The 23,834-nt window shown below is 64.0% G+C and carries 20 protein-coding genes; 10 read left to right on the top strand and 10 right to left on the bottom strand.

The genetic code is table 11. From position 1 onward, the window contains the following. The first annotated feature begins 193 nt into the window (after positions 1 to 193). Positions 194 to 910, top strand: a complete 717-nt coding sequence (locus NKI64_RS18990) for a flagellar biosynthetic protein FliO (RefSeq protein ID WP_023688650.1) — start codon at positions 194 to 196, stop codon at positions 908 to 910. A gap of 176 nt (positions 911 to 1,086) precedes the next feature. On the opposite strand, the gene dksA is transcribed toward NKI64_RS18990, so the two are convergent. After that, positions 1,087 to 1,503 carry an RNA polymerase-binding protein DksA gene (gene dksA, locus NKI64_RS18985; protein ID WP_023673491.1) on the bottom strand — a complete coding sequence of 139 codons (417 nt, stop codon included), beginning with the start codon at positions 1,501 to 1,503 and terminating at the stop codon, positions 1,087 to 1,089. 254 nt (positions 1,504 to 1,757) lie between these two features. Here dksA and NKI64_RS18980 point away from each other — a divergent pair, with 254 nt between their 5' ends. The 4 genes from NKI64_RS18980 (at position 1,758) to NKI64_RS18965 (ending at position 5,521) form a co-directional block, all read left to right on the top strand. Then, positions 1,758 to 2,261, top strand: coding sequence for a SixA phosphatase family protein (locus NKI64_RS18980; RefSeq protein ID WP_352669382.1), 504 nt, complete (start codon positions 1,758 to 1,760; stop codon positions 2,259 to 2,261). 86 nt (positions 2,262 to 2,347) lie between these two features. Next, positions 2,348 to 3,826, top strand: a complete 1,479-nt coding sequence (locus NKI64_RS18975; protein WP_023688652.1) for a YcjX family GTP-binding protein — start codon at positions 2,348 to 2,350, stop codon at positions 3,824 to 3,826. Then, the gene (locus NKI64_RS18970; RefSeq protein ID WP_352669379.1) at positions 3,823 to 4,890 is read left to right on the top strand and encodes a YcjF family protein; all 1,068 of its coding nucleotides are present in this window, start codon (positions 3,823 to 3,825) and stop codon (positions 4,888 to 4,890) included. The genes NKI64_RS18975 and NKI64_RS18970 overlap by 4 nt, the downstream gene beginning before the upstream one ends. An 82-nt stretch (positions 4,891 to 4,972) precedes the next feature. Further along, positions 4,973 to 5,521 (top strand): hypothetical protein, encoded by a 549-nt coding sequence (locus NKI64_RS18965; RefSeq protein ID WP_023673495.1) that lies wholly within the window; start codon positions 4,973 to 4,975, stop codon positions 5,519 to 5,521. 343 nt (positions 5,522 to 5,864) lie between these two features. Here the strand turns inward: NKI64_RS18965 and NKI64_RS18960 are convergent, their stop codons facing one another. The 3 genes from NKI64_RS18960 to NKI64_RS18950 all read right to left on the bottom strand — a co-directional run bounded on the left by NKI64_RS18960 (position 5,865) and on the right by NKI64_RS18950 (position 8,573). Further along, a complete protein-coding gene (locus NKI64_RS18960) occupies positions 5,865 to 6,131 on the bottom strand; it encodes a hypothetical protein (RefSeq protein ID WP_023688654.1) in 267 nt (88 codons plus the stop codon). Between the two features lie 183 nt (positions 6,132 to 6,314). Continuing rightward, the gene (locus tag NKI64_RS18955) at positions 6,315 to 7,523 is read right to left on the bottom strand and encodes an MFS transporter (RefSeq protein ID WP_023688655.1); all 1,209 of its coding nucleotides are present in this window, start codon (positions 7,521 to 7,523) and stop codon (positions 6,315 to 6,317) included. A 60-nt stretch (positions 7,524 to 7,583) separates the two neighbouring features. Continuing rightward, complete coding sequence (locus tag NKI64_RS18950) at positions 7,584 to 8,573, bottom strand: AraC family transcriptional regulator (protein ID WP_352669441.1); 990 nt, start codon at positions 8,571 to 8,573, stop codon at positions 7,584 to 7,586. Between the two features lie 160 nt (positions 8,574 to 8,733). On the opposite strand from NKI64_RS18950, the gene NKI64_RS18945 reads away from it, so the two are divergent. Then, complete coding sequence (locus tag NKI64_RS18945; protein WP_023715853.1) at positions 8,734 to 10,581, top strand: monovalent cation:proton antiporter-2 (CPA2) family protein; 1,848 nt, start codon at positions 8,734 to 8,736, stop codon at positions 10,579 to 10,581. Continuing rightward, positions 10,581 to 11,129 carry a DUF924 family protein gene (locus NKI64_RS18940; protein WP_023673500.1) on the top strand — a complete coding sequence of 183 codons (549 nt, stop codon included), beginning with the start codon at positions 10,581 to 10,583 and terminating at the stop codon, positions 11,127 to 11,129. The genes NKI64_RS18945 and NKI64_RS18940 overlap by 1 nt, the downstream gene beginning before the upstream one ends. Here the strand turns inward: NKI64_RS18940 and folK are convergent. The 3 genes from folK to folP are packed head-to-tail and all read right to left on the bottom strand — an operon-like array spanning position 11,126 to position 12,850. Further along, positions 11,126 to 11,644 carry a 2-amino-4-hydroxy-6-hydroxymethyldihydropteridine diphosphokinase gene (gene folK, locus NKI64_RS18935; RefSeq protein ID WP_023685987.1) on the bottom strand — a complete coding sequence of 173 codons (519 nt, stop codon included), beginning with the start codon at positions 11,642 to 11,644 and terminating at the stop codon, positions 11,126 to 11,128. The two genes, NKI64_RS18940 and folK, sit on opposite strands and share 4 nt — an antisense overlap. Next, positions 11,628 to 11,987 carry a dihydroneopterin aldolase gene (gene folB / locus NKI64_RS18930; RefSeq protein ID WP_023673502.1) on the bottom strand — a complete coding sequence of 120 codons (360 nt, stop codon included), beginning with the start codon at positions 11,985 to 11,987 and terminating at the stop codon, positions 11,628 to 11,630. The genes folK and folB overlap by 17 nt, the downstream gene beginning before the upstream one ends. 17 nt (positions 11,988 to 12,004) lie before the next feature. Then, positions 12,005 to 12,850, bottom strand: coding sequence for a dihydropteroate synthase (folP, locus tag NKI64_RS18925; RefSeq protein WP_023673503.1), 846 nt, complete (start codon positions 12,848 to 12,850; stop codon positions 12,005 to 12,007). Positions 12,851 to 12,998: 148 nt separating this feature from the next. On the opposite strand from folP, the gene NKI64_RS18920 reads away from it, so the two are divergent. Beyond that, positions 12,999 to 13,619 (top strand): DUF922 domain-containing Zn-dependent protease, encoded by a 621-nt coding sequence (locus NKI64_RS18920; RefSeq protein ID WP_023728091.1) that lies wholly within the window; start codon positions 12,999 to 13,001, stop codon positions 13,617 to 13,619. Positions 13,620 to 13,850: 231 nt separating this feature from the next. Next, on the top strand, positions 13,851 to 15,335 hold the full coding sequence (locus tag NKI64_RS18915) for an MDR family MFS transporter (RefSeq protein ID WP_352669374.1): 1,485 nt from the start codon (positions 13,851 to 13,853) through the stop codon (positions 15,333 to 15,335). 20 nt (positions 15,336 to 15,355) lie between these two features. Here the strand turns inward: NKI64_RS18915 and NKI64_RS18910 are convergent, their stop codons facing one another. The 3 genes from NKI64_RS18910 to NKI64_RS18900 all read right to left on the bottom strand — a co-directional run bounded on the left by NKI64_RS18910 (position 15,356) and on the right by NKI64_RS18900 (position 17,308). Further along, positions 15,356 to 16,387 carry an NAD(P)/FAD-dependent oxidoreductase gene (locus tag NKI64_RS18910; RefSeq protein ID WP_352669371.1) on the bottom strand — a complete coding sequence of 344 codons (1,032 nt, stop codon included), beginning with the start codon at positions 16,385 to 16,387 and terminating at the stop codon, positions 15,356 to 15,358. A gap of 104 nt (positions 16,388 to 16,491) precedes the next feature. Beyond that, entirely contained in the window at positions 16,492 to 16,812 is a 321-nt protein-coding gene (locus tag NKI64_RS18905; protein ID WP_023673507.1) for a 2Fe-2S iron-sulfur cluster-binding protein, read from the bottom strand. Between the two features lie 157 nt (positions 16,813 to 16,969). Continuing rightward, positions 16,970 to 17,308, bottom strand: a complete 339-nt coding sequence (locus NKI64_RS18900) for an Hpt domain-containing protein (RefSeq protein WP_023700815.1) — start codon at positions 17,306 to 17,308, stop codon at positions 16,970 to 16,972. A 313-nt stretch (positions 17,309 to 17,621) separates the two neighbouring features. Here NKI64_RS18900 and NKI64_RS18895 point away from each other — a divergent pair, with 313 nt between their 5' ends. Continuing rightward, positions 17,622 to 23,831, top strand: coding sequence for a kinesin (locus tag NKI64_RS18895; RefSeq protein WP_352512640.1), 6,210 nt, complete (start codon positions 17,622 to 17,624; stop codon positions 23,829 to 23,831). Positions 23,832 to 23,834 lie beyond the last annotated feature (3 nt).

The following is a 23,834-nucleotide window of genomic DNA, read 5'->3' as shown; positions in this document are numbered from 1 at the left end:
CGTGAGTTGTCCGACACCGCCCCCGGCCGGTTGAATCACATTCTCCTAATCCGGAAAAGGCCCTGGCGGCAAATGTCGGATAAAAATGACGCGTCGGTGTTTTCAAGCTGTTCACGAAGCGTGAAGGCAACTTGCGGTGGCTGGCCGCAACGGTCTAGTGTCCCTCCACTTCAAAAGCCGATTGGGGGCACCGATGCAGTGGCTGGATAATGTGGCGGGTCCCGGATATGCCGCAGCGCTGCTGTGGACGTTTGCTGCCCTTGTCCTGCTGGTCATCGTGCTCATCATCATCAGGCTGGTCCGCAACCTGACCTTCGGCACCTTCGTTGCCGGCGGCAGGAACCGCAAGACACGGCTGGCGGTCATGGACGCCACGGCGGTCGACAGCCACCGCCGGCTGGTGCTCATCCGTCGCGACGACATCGAACACCTGCTTTTGATCGGCGGCCCAACCGACGTTGTCGTCGAGCGCGATATCAGACTTGCGGCGCCACGCCGTCCGGCATTGACCGGCGATGGCGGTGTTGGCCAGCAGCAACAGGCGCCGGGTCCGCGCGCAGCACAACCCGCTCCCACCGCGCCCGCAAGGCAGGCGCCACCGCCGCAACCGGTAAGGGCTGCTCCAGCCGCCGTTCCGCCGCGCCAGGCCGCACCGGCGCCGAAACCGGCTCAAATCTACCAGGCGAGCAATGTGACACCGCTGCCGGCCTATGGCTCCGCCGCCAATACTGCCCGGCAGGCCCCGCCACCGAAGCATGAGTCCATCGACGATACGCTGATGCGGGAACTCGAGGTCTCGCTCGACGATTCGCACCCCAAACCGGCAAGCAAGCCGGCTGCGAAGGCACCGCAGTCTCTCGACGACGAGATGACCAAGCTGCTCGGCGAACTCGCCAGCCAGAAACGATAAAGCCCGGCGAACCGTCACATCTTGCCGATTCCCGATCGAACGCCGCTTAAGCGTGTCGCACAAATCCGTTCAGCGCGACGCGCTTTAACTTCGTGCGATTAAACCCTTCGCTAAAAACACAAATGGCCGGGAAACCCGGCCATTTCGATGAAACAGTCCTGCCTGACGGCAGCGGCTCAATCGTCGCGATAGACCTTCTCGCGGCGTTCGTGGCGCTCCTGCGCTTCGATCGACAAGGTCGCGATCGGACGCGCGTCGAGACGCTTCAGCGCGATCGGCTCGCCGGTTTCCTCGCAATAGCCGTATGTGCCTTCATCGATGCGCTGCAGCGCCGAATCGATCTTTGAAATGAGCTTGCGCTGGCGGTCGCGGGCCCGAAGCTCGATGGCGCGGTCGGTTTCCGAGGAAGCACGATCGGCGAGATCGGGATGGTTGGCGTTTTCCTGCTGCAGGATTTCGAGAGTTTCGCGCGCTTCGCGCAGTATGTCGGTCTTCCAGGTGACGAGCTTCAGGCGAAAGTAGGATTTCTGCCGTTCGTTCATGAACGGCTCGTCTTCGGAGGGTACGTAATTGGCTGTAACGATATCGTTCATTCGACTCACCCAACAACCCCAAATTTGGCGCCTATATATTCGTGCAGAGAAGGCTGCACAAGCGTAATCCGCGCGCGTTTCACGCAATTGTTAATGCCGTGCGGGCGATCCGTAGCAAAGCCTTCCACAGCAAGGGCGCGGGCGAATTCGCACATGATTCGCTGCGCTTGGGCGTCGCCGCCCATTGTGCCTCAGGCCTTTCTCGTGGCTAATCCAGTTGTGTCATTGGTGGGCAGCACACCATTGGGGGTCCGGTGAGCAGACTGTATCTGTTGAGGCATGCAAAGGCTGGCTGGGCCCTGCCCGGCGTGCGCGACTTCGATCGCCCGCTCGACGCATCCGGCATTGCCGATGCCGAAATGATGGGGACGGCGATGCGTGCCCGCAACTACATCCCCGATATCACGCTCTGCTCCAACGCCAAGCGGGCGCGCCAGACGCTGGAAGGCATCGCCGGCCACACCGATACCGGCCGGGTGCTGTTCTTCGACACGCTCTACAGCGAGGATGCCGCCGGCTACCTCGCCATCGTCCGCAGCAATGGCGGGCCGGGCTCGCTGCTCGTCATAGGCCACAATCCGATGACGGAAGACCTTGCCATGGCGGTCTCGGGCGACGGCGACGAGGCTGCTCGGGCCATCATGAACCATGGTTTCCCGACCTCCGGCCTTGCGGTCGTGCGCTTCAGCGGCAACCTTGCGGAAGCCTCGCAAGGCGCCGGCTACCTCGAAGCCTTCCTGACCCCCGTCGATCTCTGAGCCGAGCCGGCCGAGGCCGGGCGCCATTTCAAACTTGAACCGCAAAGCCTATATCGGGCGCAAGAGCACGCCTGAGAGAACAGATTTTGGCATCATCGCTGACCACTTTCACCGACGAAGCGAGAATTGCCCTGGATACGCTGTCGGGGCGTGCGAGCGGGCTTTTTTCGCCGTCGCTTCGGCTGGGCGTCACCGGCCTGTCCCGGGCCGGCAAGACGGTGTTCATCTCGGCTCTCGTCCACAATCTCATCCATGGCGGGCGCCTGCCGCTGTTCGAGGCGCAGAAGTCGGGACGGATCGCGCGCGCCTTCCTTGAGGAACAGCCGGATGATGCGGTGCCGCGTTTTCAGTACGAGGACCATATCTCGGCGCTGGTCAACGACCGCGTCTGGCCGGACTCGACGCGCGCCATTTCGGAACTCAGGCTCACCATCGAATATGAGTCTGCCTCCGGCTGGAACCGGATGTTTTCCAGCGGCCGATTGTCGGTCGACATCGTCGACTACCCCGGCGAATGGCTGCTCGACCTGCCGCTGCTCGGCAAATCCTTCGCCGATTTTTCGCGCGAGGCGTTCGAGATGGCGATGCTGCCGGTGCGGGCCGACCTGTCGCAGGACTGGCGGACGCTGTCGGCGACCATCGACCCCAATGCCGATGCCGATGAGATGACGGCGCGACGCCTCGCCGAGAGCTTTGCCGCCTACCTCAAGGCCTGCAAGCTCGACGAGCGGGCGCTTTCGACCTTGCCGCCCGGCCGTTTCCTGATGCCTGGCGACCTCGAGGGATCGCCGGCGCTGACCTTCGCGCCCTTGCTGCTCAAGGGTGAGAAACGGCCGCGCTCCGGCTCGCTGCAAGCGATGATGGAGCGCCGCTACGAAGCCTACAAGACGCATGTGGTGAAACCGTTCTTCCGCGAGCATATCACCCGCCTTGACCGCCAGATCGTGGTGATCGACGCTATGCAGGCGTTGAACGCCGGCCCCGGCGCGATGGCCGACCTGGAACGCGCGGTGACCGAAATCCTCTCCTGTTTCCGTCCTGGCCGAGGCAATTTCCTCACCGACCTGTTTTCACGCCGCATCGACCGCATCCTGGTTGCCGCGACCAAGGCCGACCATCTGCATCACGAAAGCCATGACCGGCTGCAGGCAATCGTGCGGCGGCTTGCCGACCGCGCCGTGGCGCGGGCAAATTTCACCGGCGCCGATGTCGACGTGGTCGCCATGGCGGCGGTGCGCGCGACGCGCGAAGGCACGGTCAAGCAAGGCCGCGAAACCCTGCCGGTGATCATCGGCACGCCGCTGAAGGGCGAGAAGATCAACGGCGAAACCTTTGATGGTAAAGCCGAAACCGCCATATTTCCCGGGGACTTGCCGGAGAAAATCGATGCGGTTTTCGACGTTTCCGAAGCCGACCACCGGCAGAGCAGCGACGATCCGGCGATCCGTTTCGTGCGCTTTCGCCCGCCAAAGCTCGAACGCACCGCTGAAGGCGTCACGCTGTCGCTGCCGCATATCAGGCTCGACCGCGTCTTGCAGTTCCTGATCGGAGACCATCTGGCATGACCGCGCCCCGCAGACCGGCAGCATTCCGCATCGAGCCGGAGGCCGAACCGAAGCAGGAAACGCGCCGCCCCCATGCCGAGCCGTCGGCACGCAAGCCGCGCGCCGTCGTCGTGCCGGCCGAGATCGATGTCTTCGACGAACCCGACATTGTCGCCGCCGAACCGCCGCCGGCGACCGCGCCGCGCAGGCGCTCGCTGTTTGCCAGCCTGTTTTTCGGCGCGGTCGGCGTGCTGGTTTCGCTCGCCGTCGGCCTGTGGACCGACCAGCTCATCCGCGACCTGTTCGAGCGCGCAGAGTGGCTGGGGTGGCTGGCAGCGGGAATGGCCGCAATTGCCGTGTTGGCCCTCGCAGTCGTGCTGGTGCGCGAATTCCTGGCTATCGCCCGGCTGGCCGAGGTCGAAAAACTGCAAAAGCGGGCGCTCGATGCCATGGCGCGCGACGATCCGAAGGCTGCGAGGGCCGTCGTCGAAGAGCTTTCGGCCTTTGTCGCTGCGAAACCCGAAACCGCGGCCGGCAGGCGCTCCCTGGCCGAATTGCGCGGCGAGATCATCGATGGCGGCAATCTGATGCGACTGGCCGAGACCGAGATTCTCGGGCCGCTCGATGCGAGAGCCAAGGTGATGATCCTCGAAGCAGCCAAACGCGTGTCGCTGGTCACCGCCGTCAGCCCCCGCGCACTCGTAGACGTTGCCTATGTCGTGTTCGAGGCCGGGCGCCTGATCCGCCGCTTGTCCGAACTCTACGGCGGCAGGCCGGGCACGCTGGGCTTTTTCCGGCTGGCGCGCAGCGTTCTTGCCCATCTGGCGGTGACCGGCTCGATCGCCGTCGGCGACAGCTTTGTCCAGCAGATCGTCGGCCATGGCCTTGCCGCACGGCTTTCGGCGAAACTCGGCGAAGGCGTGGTCAACGGCATGATGACGGCGCGTATCGGCATTGCTGCCATGGAGACGGCGCGGCCCCTGCCCTTCATTGCCGGCAGGCGGCCGGGTATGGGCGATTTCCTGTCGGCGCTGACCTCGTTTGCGGCCAGAAAAGAGAATGAAGCACCCGCCTCGACCAAGTGAACGCCCCCTCGCGGTCACCAAGCATTAACCAATCTTGTTCATGGTCGTCCAACAACAGCCTCCTTGTTGCCGGGTGTCGTCTATGAAAAGCGTAATCTTGTCCTGCGTCCTGCCCCTGGTCGCGCTTGCAGCACCTCTGGGCCCGACCGGGAAAGCCTTTGCAGCCGAGCCCGACAAACAGTTCTTCCGCACCGTCGAAGGCAAATGGGTCGGCCCGGGCGAAATCATCGCCGGCAAATACAAGGGCACGAAGTTCACCTGCAGCTTCGACGGCTCGACGCCGGACAACAAGACCGGCATGACGCTCGATGGCGACTGCCGCGTCGGTGTCTTCACCCAGAAAATGTCGGCGACCGTCGAGCGCAAGGGCCGCGACTACAAGGGCAATTTCATGGGCGGCGCCGCGGGGTCGGGCCTGGACATCATCGGCGGCAACGTGGTCGATGCCCGCAAAGTCGTCTTCACCATCAACCGCAACCAGCTGCGCGGCGTCATGCAGGCCCGCATTCCCGACGACAATTCGATGACGGTGACCATCGCCGTGCGCGTCGACCAGCAGCTGGTGCCGGTCATCGGCATGAGCCTCAAGCGCGTCGATGCCGTCGAAGTTGGCTCCATCGCCAAAAACTGACTCTCAAGCGGTTCCCCCAAAAAGCGCGGAACGGGGTTGCACTGCGCGATAGCTGAGCGATTCCGCTCAGCTCGATGTCGGAAAATGACAGGCCACCTTGCGGCCGGGTCGGCGCTCCTCAAGCACGGGCCGCTCGGTGCGGCACCTTTCTGCCCCGATCGGACATGTGGCGCGCAACCGACGATGTCAGCGTCTCCGACGGCCCAAGCCACAGCAAGGCCAACGTGTCAGGGTCCTGTGCGTGCCGGCCGTCCTTCGTGTCAGCGCGATGCGCTTTAAGAACACCAGCAAAAAAGGCGGCGGCTACTCGAGCCACCGCCTTTCTCAATTTCCGAACGAAGAATCAGCCCTTGATGGCGGCCGTCAGCTCGTCATAGGCCTTGCAGGCGTCGGCCGGCGTGGTGGCGCCCTGATATTTGGTCGTCACAGCCTGCACCTTGGCGGTCAGGTCGGCGGCCTTGGACGGATCCTTGGTGATCGCCTCCTGCAGCGCGGCGGTCATCTCCTGCGCCTTCTTGGCGGCAATCTCCTGCGTGCATTCAGGCGCCTTCGAACAGGCCGATGCGGCAAGCATGGCGACACCCACGCCGACGAGCAAAAACTTCTTCATGTCAGTCATTCTCCTCACGAAGGCAGAACTTGATCGTCGCTGCCTTCCAACGGCCGAAGCCTGGCGTCCCATAGCCGCCGATTGCGGCAAAACGCAACGTGTGCGGCGCATAAACTTGTGCAGCGCTGCTGCAACGGCGCGGACGGCCTGATTGAGGCCGCCCGTGTCAGACGAAGCAAGGTTTCAGCCACGAGGCTGCAGCAGCGCCAGTGCGGCCGTCGCCGCGGCAAGGACGGCGGTTAGGGTCAAAGGCCCCGTAGCGCCATAGGTGTCCACGACATAACCGCCGACAACCGCACCGACGGTGATGGCAACCTGGAAGGAAGTGACCATCAGGCTGCCTGCTGCTTCCAGCGCATCAGGCGCCGCGCGGGACATATTGGTCGGCAGCACAACCGGCGCCATGCCGAAGGCGAAGCCCCACAGCGTAACAAAGCCGAAGGCAACGCCGGTTTGCGCGCCCCAAAGCACCAAAGCGAGTGCCGCAAACGCCATCAACGCGGCGGTAACTGCGAGGGCCATGTGGATGTTGGTGTCGGCCAGGCGGCCACCGGCAATATTGCCGATCACAGCGGCGATGCCGAACCCGAGCAGCGCCAGGGCAATCGGCCCGGTTGTGAGGAGCGTCACCTGTTCGAGGAACGGGCGCACATAGACCGAGCCGGCAAAATGCCCGGTCATCAGCAGAACAATGGCAAGCATGCCGAGTTGGATGCCACGCCGCCGTGTCAGCCGAAAGACGTCTGCAAGGCTGTTGCTTGCCGCCGCAGGCAAGGTCGGCAGGCTGAGAAGCTGCAGCAGCATGGCAAGCGCGGCCAGCCCCGCCGTCATGGCCATCGCGCTGCGCCATCCCAGCCAGTCGCTGATCAACGCACCCATCGACGGCGCGGCAATGGTCGCGAGCGAGACGCCGAGGGTCACGATCGCCATGCCGCGACCTGTCGCATTGGCGCCGACCAGCCGCGCCACGACGGCAACGGAAAGTGCCCAGAAAGCGCTGAGAGCAATCCCCAGTCCGGCCCGGCCCAGCAACAACAGCCAGAAATTGGGCGCCAGCGCCGCAAGAATATTGGAACCGACCGCCAGGGCCATGAGGCCAACCAGCACCGCCTTGCGGTTCAATCGACCGATGAGAACATTGCTCAACATGGCCGTCACGGCGCCAACGGAAGCGGTGGCGGTGACGACCTGTCCGGCCGTTCCCTCGCTGATGCCGAGATCGCGCGCCATCGGCGTCAACAGACCTGCCGGCAAGAATTCGGCAGACACCAGGGCAAAGCTGGTGGCCGCCAATGAAAGGACCGCGAACCAGGTGGCCGCGCTCCACGCGGCTGGTGCATCGGCATCAAGGCCAATGGCGGCGTCTTCAAGCTGTAATGTTGTGTCAGTCACGGGAAGATCTCCACAGTTTGGAGATCTTAGATAGGCGAGTCCGCCCGGATGTTATGTACCTTAAAATCCGAAATTCATATCCATTCGTCCGGGAATTGTGCGGCGCACAACGCCTGGCGAGACATTGGTGATGCGCTTGAACGCGCGGGCGAAGGACGCCTCGGAATCATAGCCCAAACGGGTAGCGACTTCGGCAACAGACAAGCCGTTTTGGCCCAGCAATTCGCGGGCAAGCTGCATGCGCAGGCGGGCGAGATAATGTGCGGCGCCCTCCCCCAATACCGCGCTGAAGCGCTCGGCGAAAATCGAACGCGATTGGCCTGCCACGCCGGCCAGGCTTCCCAGCGTCCAGCTGTGGCCGGGGTCGCGATGCATGGCCGCCAGAGCGCGGCCTATATGGGGGTCGCGGATGGCTGCGAGCCAACCGGTGGTCGAGGCGCCGTTGCAATTGACCCAGCACCGGATGAGCCTGGCTGTCAGCAAATCCGCCATACGCGACAGGATGGTGGCGCTGCCCATCTGCGGTTGCGCGGCCTCCACCGTCATGGCCGCCAGCAAAGGGCCGACGATCGGGTCATTGCCGGCCACGTCGCAACCCTTGATGAGAGGCGGCATCAACGTGATCAACGGATTGAGCGCATAGGAGCCGAGAGACATGGAGCCGCAGAAAAGGGTGCTTGTCGCGCCCGTTCCCTGCCGTATCACTTCGCAAACGTTGCCGCCCAACTTGATCACCTGGCAGCCCTCGAGCGAATCGCCCAACACGTCCGGCGCACTCGCCAGCCGATGGGCGATGCCTTGCGGCAGCAGCACCAGATCGCCATCGCGCAACTCCTGCCAGCCTTGCGCTTCGGTGTGAATCCAGCATGGACCCTGGCCGACAAAGTGAAAACGAAGCAGTTGTTGTTGCGGAAAGTCTATGCTCCATGGGTGCCGGAGTTCGCAGCGGCCATAGTTGACGCCACTCAAGCGAAAGTCTTGCAGAACTTCGCTGAGCGCATCCATCGGGATATGTGGCAGCGGCGACGGCCGGGACGAATAATCAGGCATTTGCCAGATATAGATACCGGCCGTCCGACAGGCAAGCGCAGACTGTTGTTCCACCGGGGAATCGCTGCCGCGGCACCCTACCCATCCTGGCAGGCTTCCCGCCCTTGCCTCCCGCTCCCGGTGCATGCAAGGAGTGCTGTCGGACACAGGGACAAGAGGCATGGCAGCGGAAGCATCGGGCAGCGATCTCATTCAGGTGGTGGCGCTGCTTGCCGCAGGCGTCGTCGCCGTTCCGATCTTCAAACGCATGGGGCTGGGCTCGATCCTCGGCTATCTCGCCGCGGGCGTGGTCATCGGCCCGTTCGGTATTGGCATTTTTTCCGAATCGGAAGCCATCCTGCATGTCGCCGAACTCGGCGTGGTTATGTTCCTGTTCATCATCGGGCTGGAGATGCAGCCGTCGCGGCTATGGGGCCTGCGCCGCGAGATTTTCGGCCTCGGCGCGCTGCAGGTCGGCGTCTGCGCCTTGCTGCTCACCGGTGTTGGTCTCGCCGGCGGCTTTCCGATCGCGCAATCCTTCGTTGCCGGCGCCGGTTTCGTCCTGACCTCGACGGCTATCGTCATGCAGCTTCTGGAAGAACGCGGCGAGATGGCGAGCCCCAAGGGCCAGCGCATCGTGTCCATCCTGCTGCTCGAGGATCTGGCAATCGTGCCGCTTCTGGCGCTGGTCGCCTTCCTGGCGCCGGGCGGCGCCGAGATGACCCTGCAGCAGAGGCTGGCCGAAATCGGCATCGGTCTTGGCGCCATCGTCGGGCTGGTGGTGGCCGGCCGCTATCTGCTCAATCCGTTCTTCCGCATCCTGGCCGACGCCAAGGCGCGCGAGGTGATGACGGCGGCAGCACTTCTGGTCGTGCTGGGGTCGGCGCTGGTCATGCAGCTTTCCGGCCTGTCGATGGCGATGGGCGCGTTCCTGGCCGGCGTGCTGTTGTCGGAATCGACTTTCCGCCACCAGCTGGAGGCCGACGTCGAGCCATTCCGCGGCATCCTGCTTGGCCTGTTCTTCCTCGCCGTCGGCATGTCGCTCGACCTGCATGTGGTGGCCGACAACTGGCGGCTGATCGCCGTCTATGTCGTCGCCTACATGGCGATGAATGCGCTCGGCATCTATCTCGTCGCCCGCATGCTGAAGAGCGGTCATCGTGAAGCGCTGGAACGCGCCGTGATCATGGCGCAAGGCGGCGAATTCGCCTTCGTCCTCTATTCGGCCGCGGCGGCGGTTGGCATCATCGACAGCCGGGCCAACGCAACGCTGACCGCTATCATCATCATCTCCATGGTGCTGACGCCGCTGGCCATCATTGCGCTCAAATATTTGACGCCGCGCGACGAGCAGTCGCTTGAAGGCGTCGACATCGCCGACGGCCTTACCGGCAGCGTGCTGGTCATCGGCTTCGGCCGTTTCGGCCAGATCGCGAGCCAGCCGCTTTTGTTGCGCGGCATCGATGTGTCGATCATCGACAATGATGTCGAAATGATACAGGCGGCCGCCGATTTCGGCTTCAAGGTCTACTATGGCGACGGCACGCGGCTCGACATTCTGCGCGCCGCAGGTGCAGGCCGCGCGCGCGCCGTGCTGATCTGCGTCGACAAACCGGACGCCACGGTGCGCATGGCGGAACTGATCAAGGCGGAGTTCCCGTTGCTGACTGTCCTGGCGCGTGCCTTCGATCGCGGCACCGCCCTGTCGCTCATCCGCGCCGGGGTCGACTTCCAGCTGCGCGAGACCTTCGAATCGGCCCTCGTCTTCGGCGGTTCCGCGCTCGAGGTTTTGGGCGTCGAGCCGGAAGATGTCGCCGATGTCATCGAGGATGTGCGACGGCGCGACAATGCCCGACTGGAGACGCAGCTGGCCGAAGGCGTCCGCGCCGGGCAACGTTTCCTCAGGGGCAATACCGGCACGCCGATCCCGACGCCGCTGACGCAACCGCGCCGGCCCGGCCAGGCGCTGAACGAAGAGACGGCCGGCGTGCTGCACAAGCCCGAGCCCGCCGATCAGGGGGAAAGCTGATGACCGCATCGGATGAGCGCGCGCTCGCCGTCACCAAATTCTGGCGCGAGGCCGGCGAAGACGCGTGGTTCGAGAAGAACGACGTCTTCGACGCGGATTTCCGCAGCAGGTTTCTCGACCTGCACTTTGCCGCCGCGCGGCGCGAGTGCGACGCATGGTCGGAGCATGCCGAGGGTTCGCTGGCGCTGATGATCCTGCTCGACCAGTTTCCGCGCAACTGCTTTCGCGGCTCAGGCCATATGTACGCCACCGATCCGCTGGCACGGCACTTTGCCGCCAAGGCGATTGCGGCCGGCCATGACCTTTCGCTGGAAGAAAACCTGCGCGTCTTCCTGTACCTGCCCTACGAACATTCGGAACTGCCCGCCGACCAGGACAGATCGGTCGAGCTCACCACCGCCAGGGCGCCGGAGTATGTGAAATACGCCATCGAGCACCGCGACATCATCCAGCGCTTCGGCCGCTTTCCGCACAGGAACAAGATGCTTGGCCGCGAGACGACGGCGGACGAACAGGCATTTCTCGATGGCGGCGGCTTCTCCGGTTAACCCAGCCACCAATCGCGGCCGGAAGCCAGCCGCTCTATGCCTGACGTATCGACGGCGCTGAGCCGCTCGGTCACGCTCCTGCCGCCCACCGCCAGATCCGGCGCGATCTCTGCCAAGGGCGCCAGCACGAAGGCGCGCTCCACCATTCGGGGATGCGGCACCTCCAGCCCGGTTTCGTGGATTGTGCGGTCGCCGAACACCAATATGTCGATGTCGATCAGGCGCGGACCCCAGCGCTCCTCGCGCACCCGCTTCAGCTTGCGCTCGGCCTCGAGGCAGAGGTCGAGCAGCGCCCTTGGCGCCAGCGAGGTCGAGATTTCGGCAGCGGCGTTGAGGAAATCCGGCTGGTCGAGCTTGCCCCAGGGCGGCGTGCGGTAAAGTGAGGAGACGGCGACGACGCGCGTGCTCTCGTCGGCGTCGAGCAGGCGCAGCGCCGCCGCCATCGAGGCCGAGGGATCGCCAAGATTGCCGCCAAGGCTGAGATAGACCGTGTTATTGTTACTCTGGCCAGACAACGGTCACCTCGACATAATCGAGCACGCCGGGCACCGGTGCGTTGGGCTTGCGCACGGTGATCTCGGCCTTCCTGATCTGCGGGAACCGTGAAGTCAGCGCCTTCGCCACTTCGAGCGCCAGCGCCTCGATCAGGAAGCGGCGATGTCCAGTGACGATCTTTTCAATCACCGTGAAGGCGATGCCGTAATTGACGGTGTCCTCGATGGAATCATCCTCCAGCGGGCGGCTGGGCTCGACCGTCAACTCGGCATCGACATAAAAACGCTGGCCAAGCGCCTCTTCCTCATCCAGCACGCCGTGCCGGGCAAAGAAGGCGCAGTTCTTCATGCGGATGACGTACATTTCTTAGTGTCCTGGGCTCAGCGTCCTGGCTTTTCGCGCGCCAGCATAGCATCGGCGACCGCCAGTGCGTCCACGTTGATTGCGACATCGTGGACGCGAAACAGATCGGCGCCCTTCAGCCTCAGAATGACACTGGTGGCTACCGTCCCGGCGGCGCGCGCGCCGGCTTCGCGGCCGGTGACGGTGCCGATGAAGCGTTTTCTGGAGGTGCCGGCCATCAAGGGAAAACCGAGCTCCTTAAGCTCGGAAAACCGCGCCATCAGGTCGAGGTTTTCCTCAGCCGTCTCCTTGGCGAAGCCGAAGCCGGCATCGAGTACGATATGATCGTCCGCAACGCCGCTGCGCCTGGCGACTTCCAGCGAAGCCTTGAGGAACAAAAACTGGTCGGCGATGACGTCGGGCAGTTTTTGCCGCCCGCGCCCGGTATGCATGATGACCAGTCCGGCGCCGGTCTCGGCGGCGACGCGGGCGATGCCGGGTTCACGCTGCAAGCCCCAGACATCGTTGACGATATGCGCGCCGGCGGCGACGGCGAGGCGCGCGGTTTCCTCGCGATAGGTGTCGACCGAAATCAGGGCTTCGCCTGAACTGGCGAGCGCGGCGATGACCGGCAGGATGCGGGCCTGCTCTTCTTCAGGCGTCACGGGCGAGGCGCCGGGGCGCGTCGATTCCCCGCCGATATCGACGACGGCGGCGCCTTCTTCCACCATGCGGTGCGCCTGCGCCACCGCCTGGTCAGGCGTGATGAACAGTCCGCCATCCGAAAAACTGTCGGGCGTGACGTTGAGAATGCCGACCACAATGGCTTTCTCGCCAAGGTCGAGATGGCACTTATGCGCCAGTTGCCATCGCCTTGTCGTCATTGTCCTTCAACCATGTGTCTCATTGGCATGTGGCTCATTGGCATGTGGCTCATCGAGCGCTTGCAATCCATCAACGATGCGTGATCGGTGGAAGATCAATTCCGTTGCGCCGGCAACGGCCGTAAAGCAAGGTGAGTGAAGAGGCAACATGATGAAACGACCCCTGCTCTGCGCCCTGATGCTGGCTTTGACCGTCCTGCCGGCGAATGCTGCCAATCTGGTGAAGACCTACAGCTATTTTGCCATCGGCGGCAGCACGCTCGATGACATCGAGACGCAATTGTCGAAGCATGGACCCGAGGTGAAAAGCACCGGGATGCGGCATCCAGGCGCCACCCAGATGGCGTTCACCACCCGCATCAGCTACGCGCAAACCGCAGACACCTGCCGCATCGCCAAGGCCGCCGTTACCGTCAAGGTCAAGGTCATCCTTCCGGAGTGGCGCAGGCCGCGCAAGGCCGATCCCGATGTCAGGCTGTTCTGGGACACCCTGTCGGCCGACATCAAGCGCCATGAGGAGCGTCATGTCGAGATCGCCAAGAACCACGGCCGTCTGCTCGAAGACGCGCTGAACGCGAGCTTTGCGCAAAAGACCTGCGCCGGGGCAAAGGCGAAGGCGGCGCAGATCACCGCGGCCGAACTCGCCAGGCATGACCAGGACCAATTGCGCTTCGACCGCGTGGAAGGCGTGAATTTCGAAAGCCGCATCCTGCGGCTGCTGCGCTACCGCATGCAGCGCGTCGAGAACGGCCAGCTTCCGCCCGGCTGAAACACGGCGATACCAAGCCAATTCTGCCGAAACATGAGGCCAGCCCCAGAAAATTTTCGGGCATAGGTCGAAATCGGCCTATACGGGACGACATATGTCAGGCTCGCAAGATATGTCAGGCTGGCAAGGCGCGAGCTTCGAAACACCAGATCAAGACCAATTGAGGCGGCGCGTAGCGGAGCGGCCATTTGGCGCCGCGCAATCGCTCTCAAACTTTATGGATGAAATGATATGGACCAAGCTGTCGACAAGCCGGCTAGGCTGCCTCCCGCCGCACCGCTGACGGAAAGCGAGAAGAACGTCATCATCGCCGGCATCCTTTTGTCGATGCTGTTGGCGGCGCTCGACCAGACAATCGTCGCGCCGGCCATGCCGACCATCGGGCGTTCGCTCGGCCATGCCGACTACCTGCCGTGGATCGTGACCGGCTATCTCCTGACGGCGACGGCCATGGCGCCGCTCTACGGCAAGATTTCCGACGTCTATGGCCGCCGGCCGACCGTCTATGCGGCGATCCTGATCTTCCTTCTGGGATCGCTGGTCAGCGCCATGGCCCCCAACATGTTCGTGTTGGTTGTCGGCCGGGCGATCCAGGGTGCGGGCGGCGGCGGCCTGTTCGCCCTGGCGCAGATCGTCATCGGCGACCTCGTGCCGCCGCGTGAACGCGCGCGTTATGCCGCCTGGATTTCGGGCACCTGGGCTGTCGCCAGCATCGCCGGGCCTTTGCTCGGCGGCGGATTTGCCGAACATCTGCATTGGTCGCTGATCTTCTGGATCAATATCCCGCTCGGCATCTTGGCCATGGCCATCATCAACAAGCCGCTGCGCAAACTGCCGGTCGCCGCAAAGCGGCATCGCATCGACGCGCCGGGCGCGCTGCTTCTGGTGGTGGCGACGGCATTGCTGCTTTTGGCCCTCAACTGGGGCGGCAGCGCCTGTCCATGGGTCTCCCGCGAGATCGTCGGCCTGCTCGCCTGTTCGGCGGTCTTCTGGGGTGCGTTCGCGCTCAGGCTGATGCGTGCGGCCGAGCCGCTGATTTCGCTTGAAGTGCTGAGCAATCCGATCGTGCTTGCCGGCACGGCGTCGATGTTCCTGCTGCAGGCCGCCAATATCGGCCTGTCGGTGTACCTGCCGGTCTATCTGCAGTCGATCATCGGCCTGTCGGTCAGCCAGTCGGGCCTTGCCATGCTCGGCCTGCTGCTCGGAACGGTCGCCGGCGCGACCTTCAGCGGCCGCACGATACCGCGCTTCTTCCACTACAAGCGTATCGCCATGGTCGGCGTTCTCTTCGCCATTATCTGTCTTGGCGTGCTCAGCCTGGTCGCCGGCCGCGCCTCGCTGCTGGTGGTCGAGCTCTTGACCATCTGCATCGGCCTTGGAAGCGGCACCACCTTCCCGGTCGCCACCGTATCGGTGCAGAACGCCGTCGACCGCGCGCATCTCGGCGTTGCCACCGGCGTGCTGACCTTCCTGCGTTCGCTGGGCAGCGCGCTCGGCGTCGCCATGCTCGGCGCGGTCGCGCTCGGCTATGGCCTGCCGCTTGCCGGCGAAGGCGCGCCGGCTGCCGGACAGATCGTCTCGGCGACGCCCTTCATGATGATCTTCCTTGCCGCGGCCGTCACGCTCGTGCTGGCGCTGATGACGCTGGCGCTGATGCCGGAGAAGTCACTGCGCGGCCGCGACGACGCCGAGGCGCCAGTCGTTCTGGTGGAGTGATTCGGAAAGCCCTGTAGGACCTACTCCACGACGCCGAGCTTCTTCTGCAGGCTGGTCGACGACGTCGTGTACTGGAAGACGATGCGCTCACCGGGGCTGATGATGCGCTTGGCGGCCTGCGCCATCAGCGCCACCTCGTGAAAACCCGACAGGATCAGCTTCAGCTTGCCTGGGTACCAGTTGATGTCGCCGACGGCAAAGATGCCTGGCACCGAAGTCTGGAATTTCTCGGTATCGACCGGGATGAGGTTCTCATGAAGGTTGAGCCCCCATTCGGCGATCGGGCCGAGCTTCATGGTCAGGCCGAAGAACGGCAGCATGCGCGTGCACGGCACCTCGATGTCGCCGTCAGGCCCGCCCTTGATGGTAGCAGAGGCCAGCTCGCCGTCGGCGCCGGTCAGGCCGCTCACCTGGCCGACCCGGAACTCCAGCTGCTTCATCTCCTGCATGGCATACATCTTGTTGACGCTGTCGGGCGCCGCCCTGAATTCCGCGCGCCGGTGGACCAGTGTCACGCTTTTTGCCACCGGCTGCAGGTTCAGCGTCCAGTCGAGTGCGGAATCGCCGCCGCCGACGATGACGAGGTCGTGGCCGCGGAATTCCTCCATACGGCGCACCGAATAGAAGACGCTCCTGCCCTCATAGGCCTCGATGCCGGGAATGGGCGGCCGTTTGGGCTGGAACGAGCCGCCACCGGCGGCGATCACCACCACCTTGGCTTCGAACACCTCGTTCTCGTCGGTGGTGACCCGAAATGAGCCGTCGTCCAGCTTTTCCAGGCTGGAGACCATGCGGTTGAAGGTAAAATCCGGCTTGAACGGGTGAATCTGCTCCAGCAGTCTGTCGACCAGCCCTTGCGCCGAGATCGAGGGCCAGCCTGGAATGTCGTAGATCGGCTTTTCCGGATAGAGTTCGGCGCATTGGCCGCCGGGCCGGTCGAGGATATCGATCAGATGGCACTTCATGTCGAAGAGGCCGAGTTCGAACACGGCGAACAGGCCGACCGGCCCCGCCCCGACAATGAGTGCGTCCGTCTTGATTATATCGGTCATGCCAGGCGAGCCTCATTGTCAAACTGGGCCGAAACTGGCGCGAGACTGCATGAGCATTGGCCCGCTGCCAAGCGGCGGCGGGAAAAATCAGATGCTACGGGAGATCAACCCTGGCGAGCCGGCACGCGCACGACGAGGCCGTCAAGCGCGTCGCGCACCTTGATCTGGCAGGACAGGCGCGAGTTCGGCTGGACGTCATAGGCAAAGTCCAGCATGTCCTCTTCCATCGCCTCCGGCTCGCCGACCTCGGCCGTCCAGGCTTCGTCGACATAGACATGGCAGGTCGCGCAGGCGCAGGCGCCGCCGCATTCTGCCTCGATGCCCGGCACCGCGCTACGGATCGCATTCTCCATGACGGTCGAGCCGTTTTCGGCCTCGACATCGAAAGGAGTGCCGTCATGGGCAATGAAGGTCAGCTTGGTCATTTGTCACCTGAAGGGAGTCCCAGCCGAGATAATCACTCCGCCGGACAAGTCAACTGCCGCGCGAAAGCGCCGCTTTGTGACGTTTTTTCGGAAAGCTGGCCAAAGCACGCCCTGGCCCCGTCGATTCATCCCGGTGGCCGCTGCCGAGCGGCAGCCATTACCGGCTGATGGCGGCGATGAAATCGCGCACTTCCTCGATCAGGGTGCCGAGGCGCTTGAGGATGCGCGCATCTTCCGGCTGCTGTTCGATCGAGGTGGCGCAGTCGGCGATGGCAAAGGCGCCGACCCCGCGCGCCGAACCTTTCAGCCCATGCGCCAGAAGCAGTCGCTCCCTGATGTCGGCATCGACTATTCTGTCGCGGACGGAAAGCGCCTGCTGTACGAACAGTGCCAATACCTCCTGTTCGAGGGCGCGATCGCCCATTGTCTGACGGGCCAGATGGGCCAGATCCACTGGGCGCGAACGGGCCGGTCCCGACGCATCGCCGCCCGGCATTGAGAAGGCAATGCCGCTTTCACCGCGTACCAATTTGAAACTCCTTGTGCCGATCGCCGAAAAAACTAGGCGATTTCCGTCGCCAACGCGTTAATGAATGGGCTGGAAAATTGTTGCCGCTGAGGCGGTTAGATCACGTTGTCGTTAACCTTATATTTAAAGTTTTACGTATCTCGCGGAATGCATGTTTTCTTTACCCCTGTGTGTCATTACGATACGAAGGTCCATTTTCAGCCTCCTGCGTGGGATAAGACGAGCCAGAATCAGGCAAAAATAAGAAGTCCCTCGGCAGCTAGTACAGGGTAGCGAAGGCATGGCGAAGAAACCAACGACGACCAGAACTCTCGACAGCGACGTAGCCAGGGAACTCGAAAAGGCGCTAGACCTCGATCTCAGCGGAGACGGCAGCGGCGATCTCGATATCGCGGCGTCGATGGAAGATCTGGAAGCGCAGATATCGCAGGCCGCGGACGAACTGGCGCGCGAAGGCCGCCCCCAGAAGCCCGCTCCCGCTCAAAACGCGTCCGTCCAACAAAACCAGAGTGCGAAGCCGGCAGCCAAGCCCGCCGAGCTGCGCCCGGTCGAATCGCGCAACAGCGCCCAGCCAGCCGGCTTCAAGCCGGCAAACGATGACCGCCAAAAAGATTACAAGACGCTGCTGCACAGCCTCAACCGGCGCGCGTCGAGCACGATCTATTGGGTCGTGGCGTTCGTGTCGCTGGCCTGGATCGCCGGCGCCGGCGGCCTTGCCAATCTGCTGTTTGGCCCCAGCATCTGGAAAATTCGTACATTCGATCAAATCCTGGCCCGCCCTGAACTGATCGGCCTGGCGATCGCGGCAATCATACCGGTCGTCCTGTTTTGGGCCTTCGCGGCGATGATCCGCCGCGCGCAGGAAATGCGCATTGCCGCGCAGTCGATGACGGAGGTGGCTTTCCGCTTGGCGGAGCCGGAAAACCTCGCCCAGGATCGCGTGATGATGATCGGCCAGGCCGTTCGCCGTGAAGTGGCGGCGATGGGCGAAGGCATCGAGCGCACGCTGGCGCGCGCCGTCGAGCTCGAAACGCTGGTCCACAGCGAGGTCAACCAGATCGAACGCTCCTATTCGGAGAATGAATCGCGCATCCGGTCGCTGGTCGACGGGCTGGGCAGCGAGCGCGAAGCCGTCGTCACTCATGCCGAGCGCGTGCGCGCCTCGATCACCGGCGCGCATGAAACGCTGAAGGACGAGATCGGCGCCGCCTCCGACATTATTCGCGACTCTATCCTCAACGCGTCGACCAAGCTGTCGATGACGATCACCAATTCCGGCGACACGCTGATTGACCGCATCAATGAAAGCTCGATGTCGATCTTCGATTCCGTCGAAACCCGGCTGGATTCAATCACCGACAGGCTGTCGACATCGGGCGAAGCCTTTGCTTCGCTGCTCGACACCCGCATCGCCAAGCTGACGGACACCACAGACGGCCTGACCCGGTCGCTGACCGACCTGCTCGACGACCGCACCACCGGTATGGTGTCGCTGCTCGGCGGCGCCGCCCGCACCCTGAGCTCGGAATTCGAGTCCAGCCTGAACGGCATCGAGCGGACGCTGGCCGAGCGCGGCCAGGCGCTGATCAGCGAATTCCAGACCCGCGCCGAAGCACTCGATACCGGCACGCAGAAGCTCAACGCCGCGCTCGAGGCGCGCGCCCGCCAGATCAACGAAACGCTGGTCGAGCGCGCCCGCGAGATCGCCCACACCTTTGCCGAGAGCAAGGATCATTTGTCGGCCATGATCGATCAGGGCAAGACCCAGATCGGCGCCGACATGGCCGACATCGTCTCGTCGACCTCGTCGATGCTCGAAGCCCGCGCCAGCGATTTCGCCGGCCGGATGGAAGCCGCCCGCCATGTCGTGTCGCGCTCATTCGACACCGACATCCAGCGGCTTGCCGACGCCCGCGTCGGCATCGAGGACGCCGTCGAAAACCACAGCCGCAAGCTGTCCGAAAGCCGCGAACGCATGGCGGCTGCCATGCAGGCGGACCTGGCGAAGTTCGCCGAGGGCCGCGCCGGCATCGATGCGGCCGTAACGAACCAGGTGCAGAAGCTGGCCGAAGGCCGCAACCTGATCTCGCGCGCCCTGGAAGAGGATCTGCGCAAGGTCAACGAGTCGCGCGCCGCCATCGACGCGTCGCTGGGCAGCCATCTCGAGCGGCTTGAAGAAGGCCGCAACCGGCTCAACCAGGCTTTGCATGAAGACTCCGGAAAACTTGTGCAAGCCCGTACGATCATTGACGAAATGGTCGCCGGGCATGTCGGTAAGCTGGCCGAAGGCCGCAACATTCTGTCGCGCGCCCTGGAAGCCGATCTCGGCAAGCTCGCCGACAGCCGCGCCTCGATTGACGGGCTGGTCGCCGGCCAGGTTGAAAAGATCGCCGAAGGCCGCGCCATCCTGACCAAGGCGCTCGAAAACGACATTATCGGCATCAAGGGCGTGATCGAGAACCACTCGGCGAAACTGGCCGAGGACCGAACCGAACTCAGCAAGGCGCTGGAGAACGACCTATCCGGCATCAGAGGCCTGCTCTCCGACCATTCGAGCCGGCTTGCCGACGATCGTGGCCTGTTGTCACAGACGCTCGAGGCCGACCTCGCCAAGCTCGCCGAGAGCCGGTCGAGCATCGACGGGCTGGTCGCCGGCCAGGTCGAGAAGCTGGCCGAGGGCCGCGATATCCTCAAGCGCGCGCTCGAAGCCGACCTCAACACCATCAAGGGCGCCATCGCGGGTCATTCCGACAAGGTGGCGGAAGAGCGCGGTCAGCTTTCCAAGGCACTGGAGGCCGATCTGCAGAATGTGAACAGCCTGATCGCCGACCACTCGAACCGGCTTGTTCAGGATCGTTCGACGCTATCCCAGGCGCTTAAGGATGACCTTCAGAATGTGAACAGCCTGATCACCGACCACTCGAGCCGGCTTGTCCAGGATCGTTCGACGCTATCCCAGGCGCTTCAGGACGATTTGCACAATGTCAGCGGCATCATGGCCGATCATCAAAACAGGCTCGTCCAGGACCGTTCGGCGCTCTCAAAGGCACTGGAAGACGACATCGCCAAGCTGGCGGAGAGCCGCTCCAACATCGATGGGCTGGTCGCCGGACAGGTCGAGAAGCTCGCCGAGGGCCGAGACATCCTCACACGGGCGCTCGAAGCCGATCTCAATGCGATCAGGAGCGCCATTGCCGACCAGTCGCAGAAGCTGAGCGAAAACCGTGGCGAGTTCGCACGGGTGTTGGAAGCGGATTTGGAAAATGTCAACAGCCTGATCGAGGGTCACAGCGACAAGCTCGTCCGGGATCGCGCGACGCTGTCGAAGGCTCTCGAGGACGACCTCGCCAAGCTGGCCGAGAGCCGGTCGAGCATCGACGGACTGGTCGCAGGCCAGGTCGAGAAGCTGGCCGAGGGCCGAGACATCCTGAAACGTGCGCTGGAAGCCGACCTGCAGAAGCTGTCGGCAAGCCGCGGTGAGGTTGACGACATCATCGCCGGCCATGTCGGCAAGCTGGCCGAAGGCCGCAACATGTTGACCCAGGCGCTGGAAGACGATCTGGCAAAGCTCGCCGACATACGCAAGGACGTCGACCGCTCTCTGTCGGGCCATATCGACCAGATTGCCGGCAGAAGCACCGATATCTCGGCGGCAATCGCTGCCGATGTCGAGAAAATCGAGCAGGCCTTCAGCAAGCAGACCGGCATCATCGAAGAGCGCGCCGGAACCATGGAGCGCGCGTTGTCGGTGGGTGTCGACAATGTCCGCAGCGTGCTTGAAAAGAGCGCCGTCTTCGTTGCCGGCGCGCTCCGTGAGAAGGTGATGGAAGTCACCAGCGCGCTGCACGAACAGGCCGGTGCTGCCTTCAGTGATGCCGACCGCAAGATCGCCGAGCGTGCCGAGCAGACCTCGGCCGCCCTTTTGGCCCGGGCCGAGGACATCGCCCGGACCTTCGAGGACGCGGATCGCCGTCTGCACGCCCGTGCCGAGGACACATCGAGCGCCCTGCTTGCTCGCGCCGAGGATACGACGAATGCCTTGCTTGCTCGCGCCGAAGACACGACGAGCGTGCTGCTTGCCCGGCATGACGAGACGTCGAACTCGCTGCTCGCCCGCGCCGAAGAAACGGCCGGACGGCTGGCTGCCCGCGCCGGCGAGATCGCCGGCACGTTCGACGCCGCCGACCAGAAGCTGGTCGCCCGCGCGGTCGAGACGGCGCAGTCGCTGGCCGACCGCGCCGGCGACATCCTGCGTAACTTCGAGGGTGCCGACCAGCGGCTGAGCATGCGCATCGGCGAATCCGCCGAAGCGCTGGCCGCCCGCGCCTCGGACCTTGGCCGCATCTTCGACGCCGCCGACCAGCAGCTGATCTCGCGCATTGCCGAGGGTTCGGACGCGCTGTCGGCACGCGCCACCGAGATCAGCCGCATCTTCGACGAGGCCGATCACCGCCTGGTGTCGCGCATCGCCGACTCCACGTCGACGATCGGCGAGCATGCCGACAACATCGTCGGTGCCTTCGCCAGCACCGAGCAGCGCGTTGCCGAACGCGCACGCCAGACCGGCCAAGAACTTGCCGTCCACGCCCGCGAGATGGAGCAGGCTCTTGCCGGCGCCGACGAGCGGCTGGCCGCGAGCGTTGCGTCTGCAGCTTCGCGCGTCGAGGAACAGGTCGCCAGCGTCGAGAACCGCCTTCTTTATACGACGGAGACGATGGGCCAGAAGCTCAACGAGCAGGTTTCCAGCGCAGAAGCTCAGCTGATCTCGCGCGCCAACACGATTGCGGAGACTTTTACCGCAGTCGGCCAGCACATCGGCCAGAGCACCAACGACGCTGCCAAGACCATCGGCACCAATACCCGCGAGCTCAACACGATGCTGGCGGCGCGTTCGGCCGAGATGGCGAAGATCCTGGACGAAACCGCGCGGCCGCTGGTCGAGCGCTTCGCCCAGGGCGGCTCGGAACTGCAAAAGAGCATGGAAGAGGTCACCGAACGCGCGACCGAGAAGCTGCGCAGCGAAAATGCCGCCCTCGTCAACGCGCTCGCCAGCCGCACCGCCGAAACGCTGTCGGCCGTCGAAGGCGCGCGCTCGTCGCTCGCCGATAGCGTCGCCGACCTCATCGGCCGCATGAGCGTCTCCAGCTCGCAGCTTGGTGAGCTGATCGAACAGGCGGCGATCAACCTCGGCCAGGTTGACGAACGTCTGAGCGGCAGCACGCAAAGCTTCGCGGCAACCACCGAAAAGGCCGCGCAGACCTTCGCCAGCTCGGCACGCCTGGTCGATTCGAACACGACGCGGCTTACCGAACTGTCGTCGTCGACCCTGCGCGAAGTGGCCTCGATCGCCACCAAGTTCGACGAGCACAGCCGCTTGCTGTCCTCGGCTTCGGATCTGTTGAGCTCGGCGCAGAGCAATCTGGAGCACACGCTTGAGCGGCAATCGTCGCTCGAAGATCTCGCCGTCGGCCTGGTCAAGAAGTCGGAAGACCTCGAGAAGGTGATGCGTTCGTTCGAAAACCTTGTCGGCCAGACGATGCAGAATGCCGAAGGCAAGACGCTGGCATCAGCCGACAAGATCCGCATCGCCATAACGGAAGTGGTCGATTCGGCAACCAGCCGGTTCGCCGATGCGACCGAGGAGATGCGGCGCACCGCAAGCTCGATCAAGAGCGAGCTCGACCTCACCCGCGCCGAGCTCAAGAAGGGCGTCATCGAGATGCCGGAAGAGGCCAAGGAATCGACCTCGGCGATCCGCCGTGCCGTTGCCGAGCAGATCAACGCGCTCAAGGAACTTTCGGACATCGTTGCGAAATCGGGACGCGGCGGCGACAATGCCGAACCGCGCGCCCTGCGCCCGGCGCCGCAGGCGCCAGTGCAGCGCCCGGCCGAGCCGGTACGCCGCCCGCCGCCGGCGCCACAGCCGGAGCGCCCTGCTCCGCAGGCGCCGCTCGGCGGCCTGCGTGGCACGCTCGATATCGAACGCCCTGCCGAAGCACCGCGCCAGCGCGACGCCAACGCCCGCACGCCGCAAGGCGGGTGGGTGCGCGATCTCCTGACCGGGGCATCGCGCGAGGAGGAAGTCGCCAGGCCGGCAGCGCCCGCGGAAGCACCGCGCGCAACTCCCGCCCAGCGCTCGCCGCTGCATGTCATGGAGTCGCTCAACTCGCTCTCGGTCGATATCGCCCGGGCGATCGACCACGACGCCTCTATCGAGCTGTGGAACCGCTACCGGCGCGGCGAGCGTGACGTGTTCACGCGCCGCCTCTACACGCTCAAGGGCCAGCAAACCTTCGATGAAATCCGCCGCAAATATCAGGCAGAGGCGGAGTTCCGCGCCGCTGTCGACCGCTACTGCGACGATTTCGAGAAGCTGCTCAAGGACGTCTCGCGCAACGACCGCGACAACATCATGGCGCAGACCTACCTGACGTCGGACACCGGCAAGGTCTACACCATGCTGGCCCATGCGAGCGGCCGTTTGCACTAGCTA

Source organism: Mesorhizobium sp. M0478, from assembly GCF_040321305.1.
GTDB lineage: Bacteria > Pseudomonadota > Alphaproteobacteria > Rhizobiales > Rhizobiaceae > Mesorhizobium.
This window is presented reverse-complemented; position numbering and strand designations above follow the sequence as displayed.

Bases quoted from the DNA above. Each gene is read 5' to 3' on its own strand.
- NKI64_RS18960 (WP_023688654.1), bottom strand. From the start codon at position 6,131: ATGAAGAAGTTTTTGCTCGTCGGCGTGGGTGTCGCCATGCTTGCCGCA.
- NKI64_RS18910 (WP_352669371.1), bottom strand. From the start codon at position 16,387: ATGACCGATATAATCAAGACGGACGCACTCATTGTCGGGGCGGGGCCG.
- NKI64_RS18945 (WP_023715853.1), top strand. From the start codon at position 8,734: ATGGCAGCGGAAGCATCGGGCAGCGATCTCATTCAGGTGGTGGCGCTG.
- NKI64_RS18915 (WP_352669374.1), top strand. From the start codon at position 13,851: ATGGACCAAGCTGTCGACAAGCCGGCTAGGCTGCCTCCCGCCGCACCG.
- folB (WP_023673502.1), bottom strand. From the start codon at position 11,987: ATGTACGTCATCCGCATGAAGAACTGCGCCTTCTTTGCCCGGCACGGC.
- NKI64_RS18950 (WP_352669441.1), bottom strand. From the start codon at position 8,573: ATGCCTGATTATTCGTCCCGGCCGTCGCCGCTGCCACATATCCCGATG.
- dksA (WP_023673491.1), bottom strand. From the start codon at position 1,503: ATGAACGATATCGTTACAGCCAATTACGTACCCTCCGAAGACGAGCCG.
- NKI64_RS18895 (WP_352512640.1), top strand. From the start codon at position 17,622: ATGGCGAAGAAACCAACGACGACCAGAACTCTCGACAGCGACGTAGCC.
- NKI64_RS18965 (WP_023673495.1), top strand. From the start codon at position 4,973: ATGAAAAGCGTAATCTTGTCCTGCGTCCTGCCCCTGGTCGCGCTTGCA.
- NKI64_RS18920 (WP_023728091.1), top strand. From the start codon at position 12,999: ATGATGAAACGACCCCTGCTCTGCGCCCTGATGCTGGCTTTGACCGTC.
- NKI64_RS18940 (WP_023673500.1), top strand. From the start codon at position 10,581: ATGACCGCATCGGATGAGCGCGCGCTCGCCGTCACCAAATTCTGGCGC.
- NKI64_RS18970 (WP_352669379.1), top strand. From the start codon at position 3,823: ATGACCGCGCCCCGCAGACCGGCAGCATTCCGCATCGAGCCGGAGGCC.
- NKI64_RS18905 (WP_023673507.1), bottom strand. From the start codon at position 16,812: ATGACCAAGCTGACCTTCATTGCCCATGACGGCACTCCTTTCGATGTC.
- folP (WP_023673503.1), bottom strand. From the start codon at position 12,850: ATGACGACAAGGCGATGGCAACTGGCGCATAAGTGCCATCTCGACCTT.
- NKI64_RS18990 (WP_023688650.1), top strand. From the start codon at position 194: ATGCAGTGGCTGGATAATGTGGCGGGTCCCGGATATGCCGCAGCGCTG.
- NKI64_RS18900 (WP_023700815.1), bottom strand. From the start codon at position 17,308: ATGCCGGGCGGCGATGCGTCGGGACCGGCCCGTTCGCGCCCAGTGGAT.